This is a genomic window from Streptomyces sp. NPDC104371 (assembly GCF_055583785.1).
This window is the reverse complement of the sequence record NZ_JBVJNF010000004.1, coordinates 608673-629640: the sequence shown is the minus strand read 5'-3', so window position 1 is coordinate 629640 and position 20968 is coordinate 608673. Positions and strand designations below refer to the sequence as shown.

The following is a 20968-nucleotide window of genomic DNA, read 5'->3' as shown; positions in this document are numbered from 1 at the left end:
CACCTGTACCGCACCTGAGTTGGAGATCCGCATGACAGCGCCACGCACACGTTCCCGTCGTCTCGTCGCCCTTCCACTGGGGATGGCCATGGCGACCGCCTTCGCCTTCCTGCCGGGCGCCACCGCCTCGGCGGTGGAGTCGGCTCCGAAGGCCCCGAAGGCCTCCGCGACCGACGGGGCCGAGCTGAGCTACATCGTCAACACCGCTACGGGCAAGGGCCCGTCCGCGTCGGTGAAGAAGGCCATCGCCGCCGCGGGCGGCACGATCACGGTCGCCTACGACCAGATCGGCGTGGTCGTCGTCCACTCCTCGAACCCCGACTTCGCCCGCACCATCCGCAAGGTCCCGGGCGTGCAGTCGGCCGGTGCCACCCGCACCGCGCCCCTCTCCGCGCAGTCGACCACCGAGGTCGGCACGCCCAAGGTGCTCACCGCCGAGGAGGTCGCGAACGTCCAAGCGGCCGACGGACAGGACCCGTTGGAGCCCTTGCAGTGGGACCTGCCCGCCATCAAGGCGGACAAGGCGCACGAGAAGACGCTCGGCAGCCGTGACGTCACGGTCGCCGTCATCGACACGGGCGTCGACGACACCCACCCCGACCTCGCCCCGAACTTCGACCGCGCGGCGTCCGTCAACTGCGTGTCGGGCAAGCCGGACACCACCGACGGGGCCTGGCGGCCGAGCGCGGAGGAGAGCCCCCACGGCACGCATGTCGCGGGTGAGATCGCGGCGGCCAAGAACGGCAGCGGCATGACCGGTGTCGCGCCCGGCGTGAAGGTCGCCGGCATCAAGGTGTCCACCCCGGCGGGCTACTTCTACACCGAGGCCGTGGTCTGCGGCTTCGTCTGGGCTGCCGAGCACCACGTGGACATCACCAACAACAGCTATTACACCGACCCGTGGAACTTCAACTGCCTCGACGACGTGGACCAGCGCGCGCTCGTCGACGCCGTCTCGCGGGCCACGCGGTACGCGGAGCGCAAGGGCACGGTCAACGTCGCGGCGGCGGGCAACGAGAACTACGACCTGGACTCGCACGCCATCACGGACCCCTCCTCCCCCAACGACGGCACGCCCGGTGACCGGGTGATCGACCCGCACAAGTGCTTCGACATACCCACCCAGTCGCCCGGTGTGGTGACCGTGTCCTCGACCGGTGCGAAGGGCATCAAGTCGTCGTTCTCCAACTACGGTCACAACGTCATCGACGTCGCCGCGCCCGGCGGCGACTCCACCGCCTACCAGCCCCCGGCGGCGCCCGCCACCAGCGGTCTGATCCTCGGCACGCTGCCCGGCGGCGGCTGGGGCTACATGGCGGGCACGTCGATGGCGACCCCGCACGTCGCGGGCGTGGCCGCGCTCATCAAGTCGACGCATCCGCACGCCACCGTCGGCCAGGTGAAGGCCCTGCTGACCTCCGAGGCCGACGCCACCGCGTGCACGACCCCGTACGACATCGACTCCGACGGCACGATCGACGCCGTGTGCAAGGGGTCCAAGAACTACAACGGGTTCTACGGGCACGGGATCGTGAACGCGTTGAAGGCGGTCACGAAGTAAGGGCCGTTCATGTGTGAGGGGCCGGGTGCTCGCGCCCGGCCCCTTCGCTTCCCCTGGCCGACAGGTCGGGGTTGCCCGGTCCGTCACGAGTCGTGAGGATCCAGGAATGGGTTCCCCACGACCGACCGCGGATTCCGACGACCGTGACGCGCAGGTGCCTTCCGGGTCCGACGCCGCGTCCCGGCCCACCGCGTACAGAGCCGTCCTGGTGCTCGTCCTCGTCACGGCCGGTGCCCTCATACCCCTGCTCGGCCCCTCGGCCGCGCTGCGCGGCACGGGTGAGGCCGCCGCGCCCGGAGTGGGCGGCACCGGGCTGCTGCGCACCGTCCTGTTCGCGGCGTTGTGCATACCCGCGGGCGAACTCCTCGTCACCCGGCTGGCCCACCGGGTGCCGGGCGCGCCCCGCGCGGACCTGCCGCGCACCTGGGCGCCCTACGCGGCCTGCGCGGGCTTCGTCGCCGCGCTGGGGCTCGCCTCGGTGGTGGCCACCGGCAACCTCGTCCCGCACACGCTCGGCGAGATCGACATCGGCGGGCTGTACCGGAGCCGGGACGGCGTCCTCGCCCTCCTGGAGGTCAACGCCTTCCTCGCGGCCGGGCTGTGCGCCCTCTCGCGCCGGACGTCCCTCGGTCTGTGGCCGCCGGCCGCGGTGATCGTCGCCGAGGCGCTGCGGGCCCACCCCACGACGGAGCACAGTCCGCTGCTGGGCTCCTCTCTGACGCTCGTCCACCTCACCTGCGCGTCCCTGTGGGCCGGCGGGCTGCTGTACGCCCTGCGGACGCTGCGGCACTGGCGTACCTTCCCGGCCGCGGGCGCCGCCCTGCTCGGGCGCTACGCGCGCGTGGCGGCCGTGCTGCTCGCCGCGCTCACCGCGACGGGCCTGGTGAGTTCGCTGCGCCGGATGCCGCGCGGGACGATCCTCGACCAGCTCACCGAGACCGCGTACGGCCGCGCCCTGCTCGCCAAGGTGCTCCTCGTGGCCGTCGTCGCCGTACTCGCCCTGCTCGCGCGCCTGCGGCTGCGCCGCGCCGCCGACCCGCTCGGCGCCTGTGCGCCCGCGCGTGCGGAGCTGGTGGCGCTGAGCCTGGTCGTCGCGGTGTCGGGGCTGCTGACGGCGCTGCCGCTGCCGATCCGCTGGTCGTGAGCAGCCGTTGATCGACCCGCGCGTTCAGGAGGTGACCGTGGACACCTCGCGCTGTTCGGTCGCGGCCGGTGTCCCCCGTACGGCGAGCAGGCCCAGGGTCAGCAGGAACTGCGCCAGATCGTAGGTGAGCATGATCCACAGATCGGGCCTCGGGAGCTGCGGCCAGTCGGCGATGCCGGTCGCGATGAGCGTGTCGGACAGCAGGAACAGCGCGCCGCCGACGCCCGCGACGGGCCCGAGCCGGGTGGAGCCGCACGCCATCGCGGTGAGCAGCAGGCTGTAGCCCGCGACGGGGATGCGCAGACCGGCCGGGAGGCCGGGCCACAGGAGAACGACCAGCGCGACGAGGACGATGCCGTAGACCCCGGCGGTCCAGGCCGCACGCGCGCGGGGGGCGCTCTGCCGCCGGAAGAGCAGGAGATAGCAGACGTGTCCCGCCGCGAAGGAGGCCATCCCGGCGAGGAAGGCGGGGTCGGCGTCGAGCAGCAGCAGGACGTCACCGCCGCAGCCGAAGAGCAGCGCCGCCACCTGGAGCCGCGGCCCGCCGCGCACTATGACGTGCAGCGCGAGCAGCGGCATCAGCAGGGGCTTGGCCAGGGTGTGGCCGAGCGACAGGTCGGCGGCGAGGCAGCCGAGGTCGGCGACGACGGCACACCAGAAGAGGACGAGGAACACCCGCGCGAGGCGTTCGGACCGCTGCGGCGCGCGTCTGTCGACGAGCCGCTCCGCACCGAGTGTCATGTGGCGGGCCCTTCGACGACGGCGGACGGGGACGACGGGGACACGGACGCCGTACGGGCCCGGGGCTGCCAGCCGGGCCCGCGGAAGACCCGGCCGAGGCGCTCGCCCCAGGTGGCCGCGGCCCTCACGTCCCGGGCGATGGCCGCGTACTCGTGCGTGGCCACCCGCAGCGGGTTGTAGGTCTGGATGTTCTTGGTCAGCCCGTACACCGGCCGCTCGGTCTCCGCGACGAAGCTCTTGAACAGCCGGTCCCAGACGATGAGGATCCCGCCGAAGTTACGGTCCAGATAGCCGCCTTGAGAGGCGTGGTGCACCCGGTGGTGCGACGGCGTGTTGAAGACGAACTCGAACCACCGGGGCATCCGGTCGATGCGTTCGGTGTGGATCCAGAACTGGTAGACGAGGTTCACGGACGACGTGAACGCCACCACGGCCGGGTGCACACCGACGGCGACCATGGGCACGTAGAAGGGCCAGCCGGTGACCGACGTCCAGGGCTGGCGCAGCGCGGTGGTGAGGTTGAACTTCCGGCTGGAGTGGTGGACGACATGGCAGGCCCACAGGATCCGGATGACGTGGTGGCCGCGGTGGGACCAGTAGTAGAAGAAGTCCTGCGCGAGCAGCATGAGCGGCACGGTCCACCACAGGACGGGCACCCGCAGCGGGGTGAGCGCGTAGACCGCCGTGTAGATCGCGACGATGGGGAACTTCCACAGGAAGTCGAAGAAGAGGCTCCCGAGCCCCATGCCGACGCTGGTCGCCGCGTCCTTCGTCTCGTACCCGGCGTCGTCCTCGTCCGGGTGGAGCCGGACGCTGACGATCTCGATGACCGTGAGCAGTAAGAACGCTGGTATCGACCAGACGACGACGTCGGGAAGGTTCGGCATGGGTGAACCGTAGAGCCACCGATCGCCTGGGGATAGACGTTGTTACGCACAAGTATTACCGGCGGTACGGGCCTCTCTCTTGGCGATGTCCTCCAAACGAAGGGGACGGCTCCGCGGCACCGAGGGGGCTGCTCCGCCGCCGCGGATCAGGCCGCGGTCGCGCCCAGGAGGGCCCCCGCCACGTAGGTGATGCCCATGGCCAGCGCCCCGCCCAGCACGTTCCGGGTCAGAGCGCGCCCCGGTCGCGCGGCGCCCAGGCGCGCGCTGACCCAGCCGGTGACGACGAGCGCGGCCAGGACGGATCCGACCGTCACGGGGAGCCGCCAGCCGTCGGGCGGCAGCACGATCGCCAGGAGCGGCAGCAGCGCGCCCACCGTGAACGCCAGGAAGCTCGCCCACGCCGCGTGCCAGGGGTTCGCCAACTCGTCCGGGTTGATGCCGAGTTCGACGCTCGCGTGGGCGCGCAGCGCGTCCCGTTCGGTCAGTTGCAGCGCCGCCTCGCGGGCCACCTCCCGTGACAGGCCGCGCGCCTGGAGCAGCCCCGTCAACTCCTCCAGTTCCTCCTGCGGTTGCTCTCTCAACTCCCGCTTCTCCACGGCCAGCGCGGCCCGCTCGGAGTCCCGCTGGGTCGACACCGACACGTACTCGCCCACCGCCATCGACATGGACCCGGCCAACAGCCCGGCCAGGCCCGCCGTCAGCAGCGCCGCGCGGTCGCTCGTCGCACCCGCGACGCCGACCACGAGGCCCGCGGTGGAGACGATGCCGTCGTTCGCGCCGAGGACCGCCGCCCGCAGCCAGTTCAGCCGCGTGCCGAGCGCGCCGCCATGAGTCTCGTCATGCATGCGTTCCGTCACATGGGGAGGATGGCACTCCGGTTCTGTCGTCGCCACACCGGCCCGGCCCGTCGGCCCGCCTCCGTCCCGCGTGGAGCGCGTTCCCGCCACTGCTGACGGTCCGTCAGTTCCGGCCTCGGCCGTACGCCCGTGGGCGGAGCTGTCAGTGGCGGCCCGTATCCTCAGTGACCATGCTCGAAGACCGTACGACCGCAGCGCCCCCGGCTCCCTGGCCGGCCGCGTATCCCGAGGGGTACGCGGTCGTCGACGTGGAGACCACCGGTCTGAGCCGGGACGACCGGATCATCTCGGCCGCCGTCTACCGGCTGGACGGGCGCGGCGAGGTCGAGGACCACTGGTACACGCTGGTCAACCCGCAGCGCGACCCCGGCCCGGTGTGGATCCACGGCCTGACGAGCTCGATGCTCCAGGGGGCGCCGCTCTTCCAGGACGTCGCCGAGGAGTTCGCCGCCCGGCTCGACGGCCGGGTGCTCGTCGCGCACAACGCCGTCTTCGACTGGTCGATGATCGCGCGGGAGTACGCGCGCGCGGAGCGCGAGGCGCCGGTCCGCCAGCGGCTGTGCACGATCGCGCTCTCCAAGGAGCTGGGCCTGCCGCTGCCCAACCACAAGCTGGAGACGCTGGCCGCGCACTTCGGCGTGGTCCAGCAGCGGGCGCACCACGCGCTGGACGACGCGCGCGTGCTGGCGGAGGCGTTCCGGCCGAGCCTGCACGCCGCCGCGCGGGGCGGCGTACGGCTGCCGCTGCTGGAGTGCCGCCCGCTCACCGAGTGGATCTCCTCCCCGACGATCGGACGGCAGTCCTCCGGGTCCTACGGCGCCGCGAGTTGGCGCCCGTCCCGCAAGCGCCCCGCCTGTCCGTACCCCAACCCGGGGCGGTACGAAGAGGGCAAGCCGCTCCGGCAGGGCATGCGGGTGGCGTTCTCCGGGGACACGTCGACGGAGCGCGAGCTGCTGGAGGACCGTGCCGTCGAGGCGGGGCTGCACGTGGCGACGAGCCTGTCCCGGCTCACCAGCCTGCTGGTCACCAACGACCCCGACTCGGGCACGTCGAAGACGGTCAAGGCACGGCAGTACGGCACACCGATGATCGACGAGGCGGCCTTCGGGCAACTGCTCAGGGATGTGGCACCGGCCTCGGGCGCGTGACCCCGCGGGGCCGACGGAGATCGTCGGCCGGGCGCGTGTCCCCTCCCGGGCACCCGCCCGATCACGCTCCTCGCCCAAGTTGTACCGTCGTGGGGTGTACCGCTTCCTGTTGACCCGGCAGTGGGTGATTCTCACCCTCGTGATGCTGGCGCTCATCCCGACGATGATCGAGCTGGGCTTCTGGCAGTTGCACCGCCACGAGCACCGGGTCGCGCTGAACAAGGTGATCGGTGAGTCGCTGGCCGCGAAGCCGGTGCCCGCGGAGACGCTCACCTCGCCCGGCGGCACCGTCAAGAACGACGACCTGTACCGGCGGGTGTCCGCGAAGGGCCGCTTCGACACGGCCCACGAGGTCGTGGTGCGCCGCCGTACGAGCAACGACGGCGACGTCGGCTACCACGTCCTGACCCCGTTCGTCCTGGACGACGGCAAGGTGCTCCTGGTCAACCGGGGCTGGATCGAGGCCGACCTCGCGCAGACCGCCTTCCCGAAGGTCCCGGCGCCCGCGAGCGGCGAGATCACGGTCACCGGGCGGCTCATGCCGGACCAGACGACCGCCGAGAGCGGCATCAAGGACGTCAAGGGGCTGCCGGACCGCCAGATCATGCTGATCAACAGTGAGCAGCAGGCCAAGAGCCTGGGCAAGCAGGTCCTCGCGGGCTATGTCGAGCTGGTCTCCCCCGCCCCCGCGCACGACACCCCGCAACTGATCGCGGCCCCGGAACACAGCGACATCGGCCCCCACATGGCGTACGCGATCCAGTGGTGGCTGTTCTCCGCGGGTGTCCCGATCGGCTGGGTGGTCCTGGCCCGCCGCGAGGTCCGCGACCAGGCGCGTGCCGCGGCGACCGCGGAGCAGAACAGCCCGGAGACGGAACCGGCACCGGCGTAACGTCCTGGAACCGGTGAGGCGGGCCACGCCGGACCGTCCGTCCCCCGCCCGGCCGTACCCCGGATTGTGCTGTGAGCCCGCCGGGAAACCGGAACCCGTGCAGCGATCCCAGCGGACCATCGAGGACTACGCCCTCATCGGCGACCAGCAGACCGCCGCCCTGGTCAGCCGGACCGGCTCGGTCGACTGGCTCTGCCTTCCCCGGTTCGACTCGGCGGCCTGCTTCGCCGCGCTGCTCGGCAGCGAGGACCACGGGCACTGGCACATCGCCCCCCGGCACAGCGGCCCCTGCACCCGCCGCGCCTACCGCGCCGACACCCTCGTCCTCGACTCGGAGTGGGACACCCCGGACGGCTCGGTCCGCCTCACCGACTTCATGCCGCAGCGCGACCACGCGCCCGACCTCGTCCGCATCGTCGAAGGCCTGCGCGGCAAGGTGACCGTACGCGGCACGCTGCGGCTGCGCTTCGACTACGGCTCGATCGTGCCGTGGATGCGCCGGGCCGACGGCCATCGCGTGGCCATCGCGGGACCCGACTCGGTGTGGCTGCGCAGCCATCCCCCGGTGCACACCTGGGGCAAGGACTTCGCCACGCACTCCGAGTTCACGGTCGAGGAGGGGGAGAAGGTCGCCTTCGTCCTCACCTGGCATCCCTCGCACAAGCCGCGCCCCACCCTCGTCGACCCCTTCGAGGCCTTGGAGTCCAGCGTCGCGGCCTGGCGCGACTGGGCGGCCGAGTGCCGCTACCGGGGGCCCCACCGGGACGCGGTGGTCCGCTCCCTGATCACCCTCAAGGCCCTCACCTACGCGCCGACCGGCGGCATCGTCGCCGCCCCCACCACCTCGCTGCCCGAAGTGATGGGCGGCGTCCGCAACTGGGACTACCGCTATAGCTGGCTGCGCGACTCCACCCTCACCCTGGAGGCCCTGCTGACCGCGGGCTACCACGAGGAGGCCGAGGCCTGGCGCGACTGGCTGCTGCGCGCGGTCGCGGGCGACCCGGCCGATCTGCAGATCATGTACGGCCTGTCGGGCGAACGGCGGCTGCCCGAGTACGAACTGCCCTGGCTGCCCGGCTTCCAGGGCTCCGCACCGGTCCGGGTCGGCAACGGCGCGGTGCGGCAGTTGCAGTTGGACGTGTACGGCGAGGTCATCGACTCGCTGACGGTGGCGCGGCGCGCGGGTCTGCCGATCCGGCCGCACATGTGGCGGGTGCAGTGCGCGCTGATGGAGTTCCTGCGCACGGTCTGGCGGGAGCCGGACGAGGGCCTGTGGGAAGTGCGCGGCGGGCGCCGCCACTTCGTGCACTCCAAGGTGATGGCCTGGGTCGCCGCCGACCGCGCGGTCCTCGCCCTGGAGGAGAACCCCGGGCTCGCAGGCGACCTGGAGGGCTGGCGGGCGATGCGCGACGCGGTGCACCAGGAGGTGTGCGAGCGCGGCTACGACCCCGGGCAGAACACGTTCACGCAGTTCTACGGCTCGCGCGCGCTCGACGCCTCGCTGCTGCTGATCCCCCAGGTCGGCTTCCTGCCGCCGGACGACCCGCGGGTGATCGGCACTGTCGAGGCGGTCCGCGCCCGGCTCGCCCCGGACGGATTCATGCGCCGCTACGACACCGAGGCCACCGATGTGGACCCGCTGCCCGGCAGGGAAGGCACCTTCCTGGTCTGCTCGTTCTGGCTCGCGGACGCCCTGCGGCTCATCGGCCGCGGCGACGAGGCCCGCGAGCTGTTCGAACGGCTGGTGGGCGTCCGCAACGACGTCGGGCTGCTCGCCGAGGAGTACGACCCGGCCACCGGCCGACAGCTCGGCAACTTCCCGCAGGCCTTCAGCCATCTCGGCCTGGTGGCGACCGCCCTCGCCCTGTTCGAGGAGGACCAGGCAGGATAGGGCGCATGGATCTTGGGCTGAAGGACCGTGTCTACCTCGTCACCGGCGCCACGCGCGGGCTGGGCAACGCCACCGCGCGCGCACTCGTGGCCGACGGAGCGAAGGTGGTCGTCACGGGCCGCGACGAGAAGCGGGCCGCCGAAGCCGCGGCCGAACTGGGCACGCACGCGGTCGGCGTGGCGGTCGACAACGCCGACCCCGGCGCGCCCGCCCGGCTGATCGCCACCGCGCGCGAGCGCTTCGGAGGCTTCGACGGCATCCTGATCAGCGTCGGCGGCCCGCCGCCCGGCCATGTCGCCGACACCACGGACGAGCAGTGGACGAGCGCGTTCGAGTCGGTGTTCCTGGGCGCGGTGCGGCTGGCCCGCGCCGCCGCCGAGGAGCTGACCGAGGGCGGTGTCATCGGGTTCGTGCTGTCCGGCTCCGTGTACGAGCCGATCTCGGGGCTGACCATCTCCAACGGTCTGCGCCCCGGGCTCGCGGGCTTCGCCAAGTCCCTCGCGAACGAGCTGGGCCCGCGCGGGATCCGGGTGGTCGGACTGCTCCCGGGCCGTATCGACACGGACCGGGTACGGGAGCTGGACGCGCTCTCCGCCGAACCCGAGGCGACCCGCGCGGGCCACGAGGCGCGGATCCCGCTGCGCCGCTACGGCACCCCGGAGGAGTTCGGCCGCAGCGCCGCGTTCCTGCTCTCGCCCGCGGCGTCCTTCCTGACGGGCGTCATGCTGCCGGTGGACGGCGGCGCCCGGCACGGCTTCTGAGGAACGAGAAGGCCGGGCGCCGTCGTCTCAGTCGCCGACCCCGGCCAGGTCGCGCAGGCGGCGGGCCTGTGCGGCCCGTTCCGCGGCGCGCTGCTCCTCGTAGGTCCGCTCCTGCGCGCCGCGCAGCAGCGCCTTGGTCTCGATCACGGCGTCACGGGGCGCGGCGAGCAGGGCGGACGCCAAGTCCCGTGCGGTGTCGTCGAGTTGATCGCGCGGTACGGCGATGTTCGCGAGCCCGGTGGACACGGCCTCCGCGGACTGGACGTAGCGGCCCGTCGCGCAGATCTCCAGCGCGCGGGCGTATCCGACCAGGCTCACCAGCGGATGCGTACCGGTGAGGTCCGGGACGAGGCCCAGGCTGGTCTCGCGCATGGCGAACTGCACATCGTCCGCGACGACGCGCAGATCGCAGGCGAGGGCGAGCTGGAAGCCCGCGCCGATCGCATGCCCCTGCACGGCGGCGATGGACACGACGTCATTGCGCCGCCACCAGGTGAACGCCTCCTGGTACGCGGCGATGGTCGCGTCCAGCTCGGCGTCACCGCTGCGCGCGATGTCGATGAAGGTCGGTTCGCCCTCGATGCCCTCCGGTGTGAACATCTGGCGGTCGAGTCCGGCCGAGAACGACTTGCCCTCGGCACGCAGCACGACCACACGGACGGAACCGGGCAGTGCGCGCCCGGCCTCCGCCAGCGCCCGCCACAGAGCGGGGCTCTGGACGTTGCGCTTGGCCGGGTTGGTCAGCGTCACCGTGGCGATCGCCTCGTCGACGGTGAGCTGTACGCCGTCCTTGTCGAGTACCGGGTCGAGCGAAGCCATGGGGCGCCTCCGATGGGTGCGGTCAGGGCGGGATGCCGTACGAGGACATCCACAAGTGACTGCACAGTAACCACCCGGCCGGTCGCCCGACCGGCCGGGTGGCCACCATCGAAGCCGATGGGCCGCCCGGCGTCAGGCCTGCGTGGCCTTCTTGCCCCGCGTCGCCCCGCCACGCCCTCGCAGCGTGACACCCGACTCGCTGAGCATCCGGTGAACGAAGCCATACGAGCGGCCGGTTTCCTCGGCCAGCGCCCGGATGCTCGCACCGGAGTCGTACTTCTTCTTCAGGTCTGCCGCGAGCTTGTCGCGCGCGGCGCCGGTCACCCGGCTGCCCTTCTTCAGAGTCTCGGCCACCCGTGCCTCCTCATGGGAAGTGCGCTCTGGTCTCCTCATGATCACCCCTCAAGAGCGGGATGGCCACCCATTCGGCAAGGTCCGTGCCACCCGGATGTGACGACAGGAGCGCGTCTCCATAAGCGGAATCCGGGATTCCATCCGATGTCATGCGTACGCCCGAACGGGTTGATCCGGGAAATACCAGGTCAGCGGGGCGCGTCGGCCGAGCCCCGGAAGAGAGGGGATCGGCCGGTGAATCCGTGTACGACACACCCGGTACGAGGAGATCTCACACACATGACGGACCACGAGTAGGCCGGATGACCCATGCGCGCTGGGCCGGCCCTGCGGTAAGAGAGCGCCGGCCGACCCCGGTCCGGGTGGGTCAGGCGAGGGCCACGAGGTCCGCGTAGCCCGCGCCCCACAGGTCCTCGACGCCGTCGGGCAGCAGGATGATCCGCTCCGGCTGGAGCGCCTCCACCGCGCCCTCGTCGTGCGTGACGAGGACGACCGCGCCCTTGTACGTGCGCAGCGCGCCGAGGATCTCCTCGCGGCTGGCCGGGTCGAGGTTGTTGGTCGGCTCGTCCAGGAGCAGCACGTTCGCGGACGAGACCACGAGCGTGGCGAGGGCGAGACGGGTCTTCTCGCCGCCGGAGAGGACACCGGCCGGCTTGTCGACGTCGTCGCCGGAGAACAGGAACGAGCCGAGCACCTTGCGGACCGCGACCAGGTCCATGTCCGGGGCGGCGGAGCGCATGTTCTCCAGGACCGTACGGTCCGCGTCGAGGGTCTCGTGCTCCTGCGCGTAGTAGCCGAGCTTCAGACCGTGGCCCGGCACGACCGCGCCCGTGTCCGGCTGCTCGACGCCGCCGAGCAGCCGCAGCAGGGTGGTCTTGCCGGCGCCGTTGAGGCCGAGGATGACGACCCGGGAGCCCTTGTCGATGGCCAGGTCGACGTCGGTGAAGATCTCCAGGGAGCCGTACGACTTCGACAGGCCCTCGGCCATCAGCGGGGTCTTGCCGCAGGGCGAGGGGTCGGGGAAGCGGAGCTTGGCGACCTTGTCCGACTGGCGGACCTCGTCGAGCCCGGCGAGCAGCTTCTCGGCGCGGCGGGCCATGTTCTGCGCGGCGACCGTCTTGGTGGCCTTGGCGCGCATCTTGTCGGCCTGGGCGTTGAGCGTGGCGGCCTTCTTCTCGGCGTTGGCGCGCTCGCGCTTGCGCCGCTTCTCGTCGGCCTCGCGCTGCTGCTGGTAGAGCTTCCAGCCCATGTTGTAGACGTCGATCGCGGACCGGTTGGCGTCCAGGTAGAACACCTTGTTGACGACCGTCTCGACCAGGTCGACGTCGTGCGAGATCACGATGAAGCCGCCGCGGTAGGTCTTCAGGTAGTCGCGCAGCCAGACGATCGAGTCGGCGTCGAGGTGGTTGGTCGGCTCGTCGAGCAGCAGGGTGTCCGCGTCGGAGAACAGGATGCGGGCCAGCTCGATACGGCGGCGCTGACCACCGGAGAGCGTGTGCAGCGGCTGGCCGAGCACGCGGTCGGGGAGGTTCAGGGCGGCGGCGATGGTGGCGGCCTCGGCCTCGGCGGCGTACCCGCCCTTGGTGAGGAACTCGGTCTCCTGGCGCTCGTACTGTTTGAGGGCCTTCTCGCGGGTGGCGCCCTGCCCGTTGGCGATGCGCTGTTCGTTCTCGCGCATCTTGCGGATCAGGACGTCGAGGCCGCGCGCGGAGAGGACGCGGTCGCGGGCGAGGACGTCGAGGTCGCCCGTGCGCGGGTCCTGCGGGAGGTAGCCGACCTCGCCGGAGCGGGTGACGGTGCCCGCCGCGGGGATGCCCTGACCGGCGAGGACCTTGGTGAGCGTGGTCTTCCCCGCGCCGTTGCGGCCGACCAGGCCGATGCGGTCGCCCTTGGCGACACGGAACGTGGCGTTCTCGATGAGGATGCGGGCACCGGCGCGCAGCTCGATACCGGAGGCGGAGATCACGGACAGACTCCAGGGACTCAAACCCCCTGCTCGAGCGATGTCGCGAGTCCGGGGGGTGGCGGGATGGGCGGCTGAGGACGTTCCCGCCGTCTAATGCGCGAGGAGAATGGCCATGGGGCCCAGTCTAACGGGGCCGTGCAACCGCTTTTCCTCGGAGGGACGGCCGAAGGGACTGATCGTCATGGCGGGTCGTGGGACGGGTCACAGGGCGGGACGGGACGCGGGAAGGGACGGCAGACGGCCGAGCATCTGCCCGACGCTGCTGTACGCCGACGCGCGGGCGGCGGTCAAGCAGCTCACGGAGGCGTTCGGCTTCACGGAGATGTCGGTGTACGAGGACGGCGACGGCTCGGTGCTGCACGCCGAGCTGGCCCAGGGCAACGGGGCGGTGCTGCTCGGCTCCAAGGGCCGGGGCGGGCCCTTCGACGAGGCGATGCGGGACACGGGCCCGTGCGCGGTGTACATCGCCGTGGCCGACGTCGACGCCCACCATCAACGGGCCCTGGCGCACGGCGCGGAGATCCTCGTGCCCCCGACGGACCAGCCGTACGGCTCGCGGGACTATCTGGCCCGCGACGCCGAGGGCAACCTCTGGAGCTTCGGCACCTACGCCCCCGAGGTGCCCTCCCCGTGACGGGGCGTCACCCTTCTCCGGTGTGGACCTGGAAGGCGGCACGGCGTACGGCCTTGGCGAGCGCCGGGTCGGGGTGCGCGGCGGCGAGCGCGACCAGTACCTGCACGGTGCGCGGGTGCCCGACCGCGCGCACCTCGTCGAGGAGGGCGGGCACGGTGGGCTGCACCGCGGACTCCAGGTGGCGTACGAGGAGCGGGGCCTCGCCGTGGTCGGCGACGGCGGCGGCGGTGTCGACCCACAGCCAGGTGGCCTCCTCGCGGGTGAGCACCGCGTGGGCCTCCTCCGGGTCGGCGCCGTCGTGCTCGGCGAGCCAGAGCTGGGCGTAGGGGCGCAGGGGCCGCTCGTCGGCGACGGCGCGCACATCGGGCTCGGCGGGGGCGCCGACCACGCGCAGCGCGTCGAAGGCGAGGCCGCGCAGGAGGGCGTCCTCGCCGCGGGCGGCGGCCAGGAGTTCGGTGACGGCGCTGCCGACGGGCCGGGCGGCGAGCCAGGCGCGGTACTCGGCGCGGGCCGCGTTGGGGCGCAACTGGGCGCAGCCGCGCAGCATGGCCTCGGCGTTCTGCTCGATGTTCCCGGCGGGGCTCTGCGCGGCGACGCAGATCTGCTCCAGCTTGACCCAGACCGCCCAGTTGCCGAGCGGGGTGAGGGTGGCCTGTCCGTCGGCGCGGGTGAGGGCGCCTACGTAGGCGAGCGCGTCGAGGGCCCAGCCGAGCAGGGGGGCGAGCGGGATGTCCTCGGCGCTGCCCTGGTCCGGGGTGGCGGGGTGCTCGGCGCGCAGCGTCTCGCCGGGCTGGTCCGGGCGCGAGGTGTAGGCGACCTCGCACCGCTCGGTGCGCAGTTCGGTCACCCGCTGGCAGAGGAGGTCGAGGAGCTGTGCGACGGGGACGGGCCCGGCGGACAGTTGCAGGAAGGAGAGCACCTGCGGCATCGCCGAGACGACGTCGGCGACGGCGGACTGCCCGGGGTCCTCGGGTTCGGGGTAGGCGAGCGTCCAGGCGTCGAAGAAGGCGACCCAGCCGCGCAGGACGGCGGAGTCGTCGCGGTGCCAGGCGCGCAGCCGCCAGCCGGGGCGGGCGCTGTCGCCGTGCACTTCCACGAGACCGGCCAGCCGGGCGGTGTCCCAGTCGGCGCGGACCTGGGCGACGCTCAGGCCGAGGTCGGCGGCGGCCCGCTCGGCGGTGGCATCGCTGAGGGTGCCCTTGCCGTCCGGGGTGGCGCCGTCGCGGCCGGGGCGCAGCTCCGCGTCGGCCCAGTGCGCGACACGGGCCGCGTCGGCCAGGCGGGTCCGGGCCAGCCTGGCGAGTTCCGCGGGCGGGGGTGTGCCCTCGGGCGGCCGGGGGGCGGCACGGCGTGCGCGGCGCTGGGTCACCGCTCGGGGGGCTTCGGCCAGGGGCCGTGGGCTGACGAGTCGGAGCCTGGAGTCGCGCGGGGTACGGGACGTCACAGGTGCAGTCTTCCGGTTGACGGTGCGAAAACCCAAACGGAAGGGCGCGCTGGGGGGTGGGGCCGGGCGGGGCACGGGTCCGCAGAGGGGTGCGACGGGGGGAGCCGATCTCGGACAGGGCTAAGCGGAAGACGACTCGCGGGGCACGTGGGTCAGAGCGGACCGGTGCGGCCCTGCGCGGGGCGGGCCGTGTCACATGAGCGGGGTCAGGAAGCGGCGCAGTGACTCTTCGTAGGTCTCGGGGTCCGCGTTCCACAGGGCGCCGTGCGGGGCGTTGGGCACCGTGTTCAGGGTGACCAGGTCCGGGCGGCGGCGGGCGAGGTCGCGCGAGAGGTCCCAGGAGGCGACGGCGTCGTCGGGGCTGTGGAAGATCAGCGCCGGTACCTGGAGGTGGTCCGGGTCCAGGGCCGTCCGGTCCTGGTAGGCGAGCAGACCGGTGCGGCCCTGCGCGGAGCGGACCGCCAGGGGCAGCAGCGGGCCGGGGACGTGCCGGGCCGAGGCGAGGGCGCGCAGGGTGGCCTCGGCGTCGAGCACGGGCGAGTCCAGGACGAGTCCGCAGATCCGTTCGCGCAGCGCGGAGTGGGTGGCGGCGCGCAGCGCCATGGTGGCGCCGGTGGACCAGCCGTGCAGGACGACGCGTTCGGCGCCGTGGTGCACGGCGTGGCGGACGGCGGCGGCCACGTCGTGCCACTCGGTCTCGCCGAGGTGGTTCAGACGGTCCGGGGAGCGGGGTGCGCCGAGGTCGCCCCGGTAGGCGAGGGCGAGGTGCGGGAAGCGGTAGCGCTGGAGGAACTCCATGAGGTTCATGGACAGTTCGCGGGTGGTGCCGAGGCCATGCACGGTGATCACCCAGGTGTCGCGGGCGCCGGGCACCAACCAGGCGGGCAGGGGGCCGAGTTCGCCGGGCACCTCGAGGTCCCGGTAGTGGAAGCCGAGGGCGCCGCCCGGATCACCGACGTGCAGGTTGGGGGTGAGCCACACCTTGTCGCCGGGTTCGAGGGTGCCGTGGGTCACGCGCTCCAGACGGCGTACGACGGCGTCGGCGGAGTGCGGGGCGGTGTCCAGCACCGGGCCGACGACGGCGTGGGAGCCGTCGCCCGCCAGGCCGTGGACCCCAGGGCGCAGGGTGGCCAGATCGCGGGTGAGCGTGATCTGGCCGGCGGCCAGGGAGTGCACGGTCAGGCGTGGTTCGGTCGGCAGCGGGCGCCCCGGCGGTGCCTTCAGCGCGGCGTTGCTGGCGTAGCGGCCGACGGCCACACCGGCCGTACCGACGGCTATGGCTGCGGTGGCGGCTGCGGCCGCCGCTTTGACGATGCGCACGCGTCCAGTCTCCCGGCGCTCGCCGCCCCCGGCCACCGGGAGCTACCCGCCGGGACCGGCTATCGCTGCCCGTATCCCCGCAGCCGCTCCCCCGCCTCGGCCAGTTGTCCCGGGGTGAGAAGTGCCGGGGACAGGCCTGGTACGGACGCCGCCGTCAGCCACACCCGGCACATCCACTCCAGTTGGGCCGTTCGGTCGTACGCCTGGGCCAGGGAGCTGCCGTGGGCCATCGTGCCGTGGTTCCGCAGCAGGCACGCGGTGCGGTCCGCCAGCGCGTCGAGCATGTGCTCGGCCAGCTCCGCGGTGCCGTAGGTCGCGTACGGGGCGACCCGGACCGCTCCGCCGAGCGCGGCGGCCATGTAGTGGATCAGCGGCAGTTCCCGTACCAGCGTGGAGACGGCCGTCGCGTGCACGGCGTGGGTGTGGACGACGGCGCGGGCGCCGGTGGTGCGGTAGACGGCCAGGTGCATCGGCAGTTCGCTGGTCGGGCGCAGGGAGCCGAGCACCTGTCTGCCGTCGAGGTCGACGCCGACCGCGTCGTCCGGCGTGAGCCGGTCGTAGGGCACCCCGGTGGGGGTGACCAGCACGGTGTCGCCGACGCGCGCCGAGACGTTGCCCGACGTGCCGACGACCAGCCCCTCGGCGACGGTGCGGCGGGCCGTCGCGACCACCTCGTCCCACGCGCGCGCCAGTTCGTCCGCCGGGACCGGTCCGCCCTGTGTGTCCTGGTGTTCGACCATGCCGCGATCCTGCCAGGCGGGGACCGGCCTGCCGAGAGCCCGGACACACTCGACGGCCCGGAGGCGCGCGGCGTGACCAATCTCTCGTCGGGGGCTCCCCGGCCCGGCCGGGACGGTGTGCGACGCGTCGGCCGGGAGATCGCTCCAGGACCCGAAAGGCCCCGGTGGCACCACTGTTCGAGACGGCGGGCGGCACCGCCCGGCCCGCAAGCGGAGCGCCGACCCCCCTTTGGTGACACTCCGAGGCTCGCCCCAGTTCACCTTCCGTTCACCCAGGTTGCCTACGGTCCACTCGCCACTGACCTCCCATAGAAGCCTGGGTAAATGGAACACATCACGCTCCTCCTCGGAATCGTGATCGTCACCGCTCTCGTGTTCGATTTCACGAACGGATTCCACGACACTGCCAACGCGATGGCGACGACCATCTCGACCGGCGCCCTGAGGCCAAAGACGGCGGTGGCGATGTCTGCCACGCTGAACCTCGTGGGTGCCTTCCTCTCCGTAGAGGTCGCCAAGACGATCTCCGGCGGCATCATCAACGAGCAGGGCATCCGCGTCGAAGTGATCTTCGCGGCCCTGGTGGGCGCCATCCTGTGGAACCTGCTGACCTGGCTCCTCGGGCTTCCCTCGAGTTCCTCCCACGCCCTCTTCGGCGGTCTGATCGGCGCCGCGGTCGCCTCGGCGGGCTGGTCCGCGGTCAACGGGTCGACCGTCGTCACCAAGGTCCTGCTCCCCGCGGTCGCCGCGCCGATCGTGGCCGGACTCGCCTCGATGCTGGCGACGCGCCTGTCGTACACGATCGCCAGCCACACCGACGAGAAGGCGGCCTCGAAGGGCTACCGCGCCGGGCAGATCGCCTCCGCGGGCCTGGTCTCCCTGGCCCACGGCACGAACGACGCCCAGAAGACGATGGGCATCATCACGCTGGCCCTGGTCACCGGCGGCGTCCTCGCCCCCGGCTCCAACCCTCCCGTCTGGGTCATCGTCTCGGCGGGCCTGGCCATCGCGCTCGGCACCTACCTGGGCGGCTGGCGCATCATCCACACCCTCGGCAAGGGGCTGACGAACCTGGCGCCGCAGCAGGGCTTCGCCGCCCAGACCAGCGCCGCGGCGGCGATCCTCGCCTCCTCGCACATCGGCTTCTCCCTCTCCACCACCCAGGTCTGCTCCGGCGCCGTCATGGGCGCGGGCCTCGGCCGCAAGGGCGGCGTGGTCCGCTGGTCCACCGCGACCCGGATGTTCGTCGCCTGGTGCCTGACCCTCCCGGCCGCCGGTCTGGTCGGCGCGGGCGCCGAACTCCTCACCCGGCAGGGCACGTGGGGCACGGTCGCCACCGGCGTCCTGCTGGTCGCCGGCGCCTCTGTCATCTGGGTCCTGTCCCGCCGCTCCCCGATCACGGGCGAGAACATCCACGAGGTCGAGCCGAGCGACTCGGGCGTCGTCACGGCGGCGGTCGCCGCGGTGACCCCGCCGCCCGCGGCCCCGCTCGCGACGGCCGACATCCCGGCGGTCGACATCCCGGCCACGACCATCACCGCCGACCTCAAGACCACCATCCCGTCCCCCGAGGTCGGCTCGTCCGCGGAGCCGAACCGCGCCGCGACGGTTTAAGGAATCACCATGAAGATCGACTGGGCGGCACTCGGCTCCGTCTTCGGCATCAGCCTCGTGGTCACCGTGGCCCTGGTGGGCCTGTTCACCCTCGGCGTCGTGGGCCTCACGAAGAAGGAATCGGCCCGCGGCGGCACGGCCACCCTGGCCGTCACCGGCGCCTACGCCTGCTTCGCCGCGTGCGCGGCGGCGGTGGCGTACGGGATCTATCTGATCGTCGCCTGACGGCCCGTCGGCCGCTTCCGGCACTCAACGCGAGCCCCCACGGTGAAAATTCACCGTGGGGGCTCGTTTATATTGGGCCTATTTAGTGCAAATACGGCCACACAGAAGCAAATAGTGACTTGCCCGTCACCGCATGGCTTATCTACCGTCTACGTCCACACGACCACGTCGAAGAGACAGGTGTCGGACTGCAGAGGTCTGGCCGCTCTCTCCCAACTCACCTAGTCTAGTGGGGAGTTGCTAGTCGACGTTGGCCGCCCGACCGGTCCGATGACGACGAGTGGCAGGGGAGCGACATGGCCAGGGACATCGATCCGAGCCTCAACCGACGCAGGCTCCGTATCGAGTTGCGCAGGGCGCGCGAGGAAGCGGGTCTCACGCAGCGGGAGGCCGCTGACGCGCTGGAATGGTCCCTGTCCAAAGTCATCCGGCTGGAGGCCGGGACGGTCAGCCTCAGCGTCACGGACCTGCGCGCCCTGCTCCAGCTCTACCGCGTCACGGAACCGGTCCGGGTGGCCGATCTGGAGGAGGCCGCCCGCGGCTCCAAGGGGCTCGCCTGGTGGGCGCCGTACAGCGACATGGTGCGCCCGCAGTTCGCGCAGTACCTCGGCTACGAGAGCGCCGCGACCTCGATCCGCACGTACCACCCGACCCTGATCCCCGCGCTGTTCCAGACGGAGGACTACACGATGGCCCTGCTGGCGCCGCGCTCGGCCCCGCAGCGGGCCCGCAGATCGGCGGAGCTGCGCACCACCCGGCAGGAACGGGCCTACGACGGCGATCAGGGGCCGGAGGTGCACCTGGTGCTCGACGAGGCGGCGATCCGACGGGTCATCGGCGGCCCGGGGGTGATGCGCCATCAGCTCGAGCACCTCAAGACGCTGTCCCGGCACCCCCGGATCACCATGCGGCTGCTGCCGTTCACGGCGGGCGCGCACTACAGCGTGGCCAGTTCGTTCGTCCTGCTCGGCTTCAAGGACGACGACGACCTGATCTATCTCGAAGGCCCCACCGGCAGTGTGTCGAACCGTGACGACCTCGATCTCACGGCGCGCTACCAGGAGTGCTTCGAGGACATCAGCACCAAGGCGTACGACGGCGACCGGCTGATCGAGCTGCTCGACACGGTCAAGGAGAGTCTGGCCAACACCTGACCCGGGCAGGCACCGGGCGAACAACGGGGAGGACCCATGGCGGTCTTCGGGTTCCTTGAGTGGTGCAGGCGGCTGCACGCGGCGCGCTCCGTCACGGCGGGGGACCCTCCCGCCGTCCCCCCACAGGCGGGCACGGCCGACGACAACGGCCCCGCCTGCCTCGACGACGTCACGCTCAAGGCCCGCGCCATGCAGCGGCGGGAGTGGGCCGAGGCCCTCATCGACGTCGAGAACGCCCGGGTCAGCGGCGAGATCCGGCTGCTGTCGGTCCGGCTGCTGCTGGGCACCGCCTGCGGCAGCGTCCTGCTGTTCAGCATCGCCGTGTCCGCGCGGGTGGCGCCCAGCCTGCGGATCAGCGCCCTGACTCCCCTGACCACCACGGTGCTGGGCGCGCTGAGCGCGGCGCTGGTCACCGCCCTCGCGGCGGGCCTCGGCAGAGCGGTGCGCGGTCGCTCGGGAGCGGGGCGCGCGAGCGAGGTCAGCGGCTGTGCGGGTCCCGCGGACGAACCGCCGCGACGACCCGGTCCAGAACGCGGAGGCGCTCCGTGACCGGGGTGAGGCCCCACCACAGGCCGGCACAGCCCGCGGCCACCAGCGTCACGACCAGCCAGACCAGGGCCCGCGCCGAGGAGCCGGGCACGAGCAGCGCGGCGAGCGCGCCCATGCCGACGGCGAGCACGCCGGTCGTCAGGGAGAAGAGGGCGAGCGGAGCCGCCGCCGTCAGCGATACACGCGTCATAGGTGGACCTCCCGCACGTGCCGGGACGTCCTTGGCCCTGTCCCCCATGTGGGTCCCTCCCGTCCTGTGGACGGATC

At 72.3% G+C, this 20968-nt stretch carries 21 protein-coding genes; 11 read left to right on the top strand and 10 right to left on the bottom strand.

From position 1 onward, the window contains the following. The first annotated feature begins 31 nt into the window (after window positions 1-31). Both ACZ60T_RS16950 and ACZ60T_RS16945 read left to right on the top strand, forming a co-directional pair. Window positions 32-1561 carry a S8 family peptidase gene (locus ACZ60T_RS16950; RefSeq protein WP_469666543.1) on the top strand — a complete coding sequence of 510 codons (1530 nt, stop codon included), beginning with the start codon at window positions 32-34 and terminating at the stop codon, window positions 1559-1561. Window positions 1562-1667: 106 nt separating this feature from the next. Next, the gene (locus ACZ60T_RS16945; RefSeq protein WP_469666542.1) at window positions 1668-2705 is read left to right on the top strand and encodes a CopD family protein; all 1038 of its coding nucleotides are present in this window, start codon (window positions 1668-1670) and stop codon (window positions 2703-2705) included. A 24-nt stretch (window positions 2706-2729) separates the two neighbouring features. On the opposite strand, the gene ACZ60T_RS16940 is transcribed toward ACZ60T_RS16945, so the two are convergent. From ACZ60T_RS16940 to ACZ60T_RS16930, 3 genes are all read right to left on the bottom strand, one after another. Then, on the bottom strand, window positions 2730-3446 hold the full coding sequence (locus ACZ60T_RS16940) for a lysoplasmalogenase (protein ID WP_365620832.1): 717 nt from the start codon (window positions 3444-3446) through the stop codon (window positions 2730-2732). Continuing rightward, complete coding sequence (locus ACZ60T_RS16935; RefSeq protein ID WP_469666541.1) at window positions 3443-4333, bottom strand: sterol desaturase family protein; 891 nt, start codon at window positions 4331-4333, stop codon at window positions 3443-3445. Before ACZ60T_RS16935 ends, ACZ60T_RS16940 begins: the two co-directional genes overlap by 4 nt. Window positions 4334-4479: 146 nt before the next feature. Next, window positions 4480-5190: a VIT1/CCC1 transporter family protein gene (locus ACZ60T_RS16930; protein WP_365620826.1), complete on the bottom strand. Its 711-nt coding sequence runs from the start codon at window positions 5188-5190 to the stop codon at window positions 4480-4482. Window positions 5191-5360: 170 nt separating this feature from the next. On the opposite strand from ACZ60T_RS16930, the gene ACZ60T_RS16925 reads away from it, so the two are divergent. The 4 genes from ACZ60T_RS16925 to ACZ60T_RS16910 all read left to right on the top strand — a co-directional run bounded on the left by ACZ60T_RS16925 (window position 5361) and on the right by ACZ60T_RS16910 (window position 9882). Then, window positions 5361-6338: a DEDDh family exonuclease gene (locus ACZ60T_RS16925; RefSeq protein ID WP_469666540.1), complete on the top strand. Its 978-nt coding sequence runs from the start codon at window positions 5361-5363 to the stop codon at window positions 6336-6338. Window positions 6339-6432: 94 nt separating this feature from the next. Beyond that, window positions 6433-7230: an SURF1 family cytochrome oxidase biogenesis protein gene (locus ACZ60T_RS16920; protein WP_469666538.1), complete on the top strand. Its 798-nt coding sequence runs from the start codon at window positions 6433-6435 to the stop codon at window positions 7228-7230. Between the two features lie 97 nt (window positions 7231-7327). Beyond that, window positions 7328-9121 carry a glycoside hydrolase family 15 protein gene (locus ACZ60T_RS16915; RefSeq protein ID WP_469666537.1) on the top strand — a complete coding sequence of 598 codons (1794 nt, stop codon included), beginning with the start codon at window positions 7328-7330 and terminating at the stop codon, window positions 9119-9121. A 5-nt stretch (window positions 9122-9126) separates the two neighbouring features. Further along, complete coding sequence (locus ACZ60T_RS16910) at window positions 9127-9882, top strand: SDR family oxidoreductase (RefSeq protein WP_469666536.1); 756 nt, start codon at window positions 9127-9129, stop codon at window positions 9880-9882. Window positions 9883-9909: 27 nt separating this feature from the next. Here the strand turns inward: ACZ60T_RS16910 and ACZ60T_RS16905 are convergent, their stop codons facing one another. The 3 genes from ACZ60T_RS16905 to ACZ60T_RS16895 form a co-directional block, all read right to left on the bottom strand. After that, window positions 9910-10701: an enoyl-CoA hydratase/isomerase family protein gene (locus tag ACZ60T_RS16905; protein WP_252428997.1), complete on the bottom strand. Its 792-nt coding sequence runs from the start codon at window positions 10699-10701 to the stop codon at window positions 9910-9912. A 132-nt stretch (window positions 10702-10833) separates the two neighbouring features. Beyond that, the gene (locus ACZ60T_RS16900; protein ID WP_071368692.1) at window positions 10834-11055 is read right to left on the bottom strand and encodes a helix-turn-helix domain-containing protein; all 222 of its coding nucleotides are present in this window, start codon (window positions 11053-11055) and stop codon (window positions 10834-10836) included. A 367-nt stretch (window positions 11056-11422) separates the two neighbouring features. Further along, the gene (locus tag ACZ60T_RS16895) at window positions 11423-13021 is read right to left on the bottom strand and encodes an ABC-F family ATP-binding cassette domain-containing protein (RefSeq protein WP_365620810.1); all 1599 of its coding nucleotides are present in this window, start codon (window positions 13019-13021) and stop codon (window positions 11423-11425) included. A gap of 181 nt (window positions 13022-13202) precedes the next feature. Between ACZ60T_RS16895 and ACZ60T_RS16890 the strand changes: the two genes are divergently transcribed. Continuing rightward, entirely contained in the window at window positions 13203-13655 is a 453-nt protein-coding gene (locus tag ACZ60T_RS16890) for a VOC family protein (protein WP_469666535.1), read from the top strand. Between the two features lie 7 nt (window positions 13656-13662). On the opposite strand, the gene ACZ60T_RS16885 is transcribed toward ACZ60T_RS16890, so the two are convergent. The 3 genes from ACZ60T_RS16885 to ACZ60T_RS16875 form a co-directional block, all read right to left on the bottom strand. Then, window positions 13663-15099 carry a hypothetical protein gene (locus tag ACZ60T_RS16885; RefSeq protein ID WP_469666534.1) on the bottom strand — a complete coding sequence of 479 codons (1437 nt, stop codon included), beginning with the start codon at window positions 15097-15099 and terminating at the stop codon, window positions 13663-13665. A 192-nt stretch (window positions 15100-15291) separates the two neighbouring features. Continuing rightward, window positions 15292-16419 carry an alpha/beta hydrolase gene (locus ACZ60T_RS16880; protein ID WP_469666533.1) on the bottom strand — a complete coding sequence of 376 codons (1128 nt, stop codon included), beginning with the start codon at window positions 16417-16419 and terminating at the stop codon, window positions 15292-15294. A 59-nt stretch (window positions 16420-16478) separates the two neighbouring features. Next, a complete protein-coding gene (locus ACZ60T_RS16875; RefSeq protein WP_469666532.1) occupies window positions 16479-17159 on the bottom strand; it encodes a class II aldolase/adducin family protein in 681 nt (226 codons plus the stop codon). Between the two features lie 324 nt (window positions 17160-17483). On the opposite strand from ACZ60T_RS16875, the gene ACZ60T_RS16870 reads away from it, so the two are divergent. The 4 genes from ACZ60T_RS16870 to ACZ60T_RS16855 all read left to right on the top strand — a co-directional run bounded on the left by ACZ60T_RS16870 (window position 17484) and on the right by ACZ60T_RS16855 (window position 20701). Further along, the gene (locus tag ACZ60T_RS16870) at window positions 17484-18773 is read left to right on the top strand and encodes an inorganic phosphate transporter (protein WP_365620795.1); all 1290 of its coding nucleotides are present in this window, start codon (window positions 17484-17486) and stop codon (window positions 18771-18773) included. Between the two features lie 9 nt (window positions 18774-18782). Next, on the top strand, window positions 18783-18998 hold the full coding sequence (locus tag ACZ60T_RS16865) for a hypothetical protein (RefSeq protein WP_252429009.1): 216 nt from the start codon (window positions 18783-18785) through the stop codon (window positions 18996-18998). Between the two features lie 296 nt (window positions 18999-19294). After that, window positions 19295-20152, top strand: coding sequence for a helix-turn-helix domain-containing protein (locus tag ACZ60T_RS16860; RefSeq protein WP_365620791.1), 858 nt, complete (start codon window positions 19295-19297; stop codon window positions 20150-20152). 36 nt (window positions 20153-20188) lie between these two features. Next, on the top strand, window positions 20189-20701 hold the full coding sequence (locus ACZ60T_RS16855) for a hypothetical protein (protein WP_469666531.1): 513 nt from the start codon (window positions 20189-20191) through the stop codon (window positions 20699-20701). On the opposite strand, the gene ACZ60T_RS16850 is transcribed toward ACZ60T_RS16855, so the two are convergent. Then, a complete protein-coding gene (locus ACZ60T_RS16850) occupies window positions 20631-20891 on the bottom strand; it encodes a hypothetical protein (RefSeq protein WP_365620785.1) in 261 nt (86 codons plus the stop codon). The two genes, ACZ60T_RS16855 and ACZ60T_RS16850, sit on opposite strands and share 71 nt — an antisense overlap. Between the last annotated feature and the right edge of the window lie 77 nt (window positions 20892-20968).